Origin of the sequence: Micromonospora endophytica (assembly GCF_003236305.1) — a bacterium.
Taxonomy (GTDB): domain Bacteria; phylum Actinomycetota; class Actinomycetes; order Mycobacteriales; family Micromonosporaceae; genus Micromonospora; species Micromonospora endophytica.
Genome location: NZ_POTX01000412.1, coordinates 1 through 3,097 on the forward strand (window position 1 = coordinate 1; position 3,097 = coordinate 3,097).

Annotated in this window: 2 protein-coding genes and 2 pseudogenes; 3 read left to right on the forward strand and 1 reads right to left on the reverse strand. The window is 72.3% G+C overall.

What is annotated here, in order from left to right; translation table 11 throughout:
• From C1I93_RS32840 to C1I93_RS29905, 3 genes and pseudogenes are all read left to right on the forward strand, one after another.
• Positions 1-345, forward strand: a pseudogene (locus C1I93_RS32840) (hypothetical protein); the annotation flags it as partial.
• 196 nt (positions 346-541) lie between these two features.
• The gene (locus tag C1I93_RS29900) at positions 542-2,104 is read left to right on the forward strand and encodes a DEAD/DEAH box helicase (protein ID WP_420811710.1); all 1,563 of its coding nucleotides are present in this window, start codon (positions 542-544) and stop codon (positions 2,102-2,104) included.
• Positions 2,105-2,172: 68 nt separating this feature from the next.
• Positions 2,173-2,802 (forward strand): putative glycolipid-binding domain-containing protein, encoded by a 630-nt coding sequence (locus C1I93_RS29905; RefSeq protein ID WP_111246588.1) that lies wholly within the window; start codon positions 2,173-2,175, stop codon positions 2,800-2,802.
• Between the two features lie 58 nt (positions 2,803-2,860).
• Here C1I93_RS29905 and C1I93_RS29910 read toward each other — a convergent pair.
• A pseudogene (locus C1I93_RS29910) lies at positions 2,861-3,097 on the reverse strand (PLP-dependent cysteine synthase family protein); the annotation flags it as partial.

Consider the following 3,097-nt stretch of genomic DNA (forward strand, 5'->3'; position numbering starts at 1 on the left):
AGCCCCCACGAAGTAGCCCCGACCACCCCGGATTCGGGCGACCGGTGGCAGTCACCGGGCGGTGGGGCCACCCCGGAGACCACCCCTCCTGGCGGTGCCGGGCTGAGCGCGTACTACGGCGACATGGCCGGCTCCAGCACCGTCGCCTTTCCGGTGGCTGAGGAGAATTCCGGCTCGCTGACCGGGCACATCCTGGCCCAGGGCTGGACGGAGACCGCCCGTGAACGGTCCACCAGCACCGTCCGGGTGGTGATCGTGATGGTCATCGCACTGATTGTGTTGGTGACGATCAGTGTGCTCGTCGTACTGCTGGCCAACGACGCGCTGAGCAGCGTGACCGGATGACAGCGGGCCACCGATCCGGGTGAGTCCGCCCACTACCCCCGGGCGACGCCTGTGGGTACGAGGAGATCGACGTACACTTGACGCTGATCACTGACCTGGCGCGCGTTGGCGTGCTCTTGGGCGTTCTTGCGGAAGATCCGGCGGCATCGTGCCGTGGCGGGCATCGCGAAGATGCGCCCCGCTTGAAAGGCATTTCTTGACCATCTCCGCTGTATCCCGCACGTCCTCGTACTCCCTCGACCTCCCCGCCGATCCGCAACCGGCCACCGCTGCCGACGACTCGGTCACCTTCGACACGCTCGGGCTTCCCCAGCCGCTGGTCCGCGCACTCGCCCGACAGGGCATCACCGCCCCGTTCGAGATTCAGCGCGCGACCGTACCGGACGCCCTCGCCGGGCGGGACGTGCTGGGCCGTGGCCAGACCGGCTCCGGCAAGACGCTCGCCTTCGGGCTGCCGCTGCTGGCCCGGGTCGCCGACGCCGGGCGGGCCCGGCCGATGCACCCGCGGGCCCTCGTGCTGGTGCCCACCCGGGAACTCGCCATGCAGGTGAACGACGCGCTGCTGCCGCTGGGCAAGGCCGTCGGCGTCTTCCTGAAGACCGCCGTCGGCGGGGTGCCCTACGACCGTCAGATCGACGCCCTGCGCCGCGGGGTGGAGATCGTGGTGGCGACGCCGGGACGGCTCGCCGACCTGATCGCCCGCGGCGTGTGCCGCCTCGACGACGTCGCCATCACCGTGCTCGACGAGGCGGACCAGATGGCCGACATGGGTTTCCTTCCCGAGGTCACCGAACTGCTGGCCAAGACTCCGGCGGACGCGCAGCGGCTGCTCTTCTCGGCCACCCTGGACGGCGACGTGGACGCGCTGGTCAAGCGGTTCATGACCGACCCGGTCACGCACTCCACCGCGCCGCCGACCGCTGCCGTCTCCACGATGGACCACCACCTGCTGCTGATCCCGCCACGGGACAAGTTCCCGGTCACCGCGGCCATCGCCGCGCGAGCCGGCCGGACCATCGTCTTCGCCCGTACGCAGCTCGGTGTGGACCGGCTCGTCACGCAGCTCGCGGCCGTCGGCGTACGCGCCGGTGGGCTGCACGGTGGCAAGACCCAGCGGATGCGTACCCGTACCCTCGCGGAGTTCCGTGAGGGACGGACGAACGTGCTGATCGCCACCGACGTGGCGGCCCGGGGCATCCACGTCGACGGGGTCTCGCTGGTGCTGCACGTCGACCCGCCGAAGGACCCGAAGGACTACCTGCACCGGGCGGGCCGCACCGCCCGTGCCGGTGAGACGGGTGCGGTCGCCACCCTGGTGTTGCCGAAGCAGCGCCGCACCACTTTGGCGATGATGGAGAAGGCCGGCGTGCAGCCGGCGGAGAGCCGGGTAAGCGCCGGCGACCCCGCCCTGGCCGAGCTGATCGGGGCGCGGGAGCCGAGTGGCGTGCCGGTACGCGAGGAGCCCGAGTCGCCGCGTCGCACCGGCCGACCGGCCGGACCCCGCCGCTTCGGTGACCGGCCCACCGGGGAACGACGCTACGGTGACCGGCCGACCGGCGAACGGCGCTACGGCGACCGGCCCAGCGGAGAACGGTGGCCCGGTGACCGCTCCGGCGGCGAGCGGCGCTTCGGTGACCAGGCGCGCGGTGAGCGTCGCTACAGCGATCGCCCGGAGTGGTCGGATGGCCGGGGCACGCCGGACCGGTCCCGTGACGACTGGCGGGGCGCGGCGGGACGACCGCGTGCGCGTACCCACTGAGACCCGTTAGGTGCAGGTCCGGGCCGCACGCACCGCCGGTGCCGGACGGGTGGCGTAACGTCCGGCACATGCCGAAGTCGCTGCTGTGGACCCGGATCGACACCGCTGGCGCCGAACACGCTCTGGTCGACGACGGCCAGGGGCTCGTGGGGCACGGTACCCAACTCGCCGCCGACCCGATCCCCTACACCTGCCGCTACCAGCTGGCCACCGATCCCCAGTGGGTCAGTGTCCGGCTGGAGGTGGAGGTCGAGGGGGCCGGGTGGCGGCGCAGCGTACGCCTGGAAAGGGCGACGCAGCGGTGGCGGGTGACCGCCGCCGAGCAGGGTGACCTGGACGCGGCTCTGGCGGCGGCCGGGCACGCCCCGGCCGGGCTGCCCGGCGTCGAGGATCCCGACCGGCTGGCGGACGCCCTCGACGTGGACCTGGGCGGGTCGCCGCTGTTCAACACGCTGCCGCTGCGCCGCCTCGGCCTGACCACCGGCCCGGCCGACACCAGCCACCGGCTCGACGTGGCCTGGGTGTTGCTGCCGAGCCTGACCGTGCTTCCCACCGAGCAGACCTACACCGCCCTCGGCCCGACCCGTTTCCGGTACGCCACCGGCACCTTCACCGCCGAGATCGACGTGGACGCCGACGCCTACGTCCTCCACTACCCCGGCCTGGCCACCCGACCGCCCACCTCCGCCGCGATCTAGGGCCTATCGTCGCTCGTTGATCTCCAACGACGACGATAGGCCCTAGATCGACGGGGGGTTAGGACGGCCAGGTGCCGTTGGTGAGGAAGCGGTCGATGGTGGTCAGGTGGGGGGTCAGGTCGAGGGCTTGGGCGGCGACCCAGTCGTCGGCGTAGTAGGTGTCGGCGTAGCGGTCGCCCGCGTCGCAGATCAGGGTGACCACCGAGCCGGTCCGGCCGGCGGCCAGCAGCTCGGCGATCAGCCCGAACGCGCCCCACAGGTTGGTGCCGGACGCCGCCTCGCTGGCCGCCATGCG

What these genes read in the sequence shown, in the direction of transcription:
- C1I93_RS29905 (WP_111246588.1), top strand. Translation starts at nt 2,173, where the DNA reads ATGCCGAAGTCGCTGCTGTGGACCCGGATCGACACCGCTGGCGCCGAA.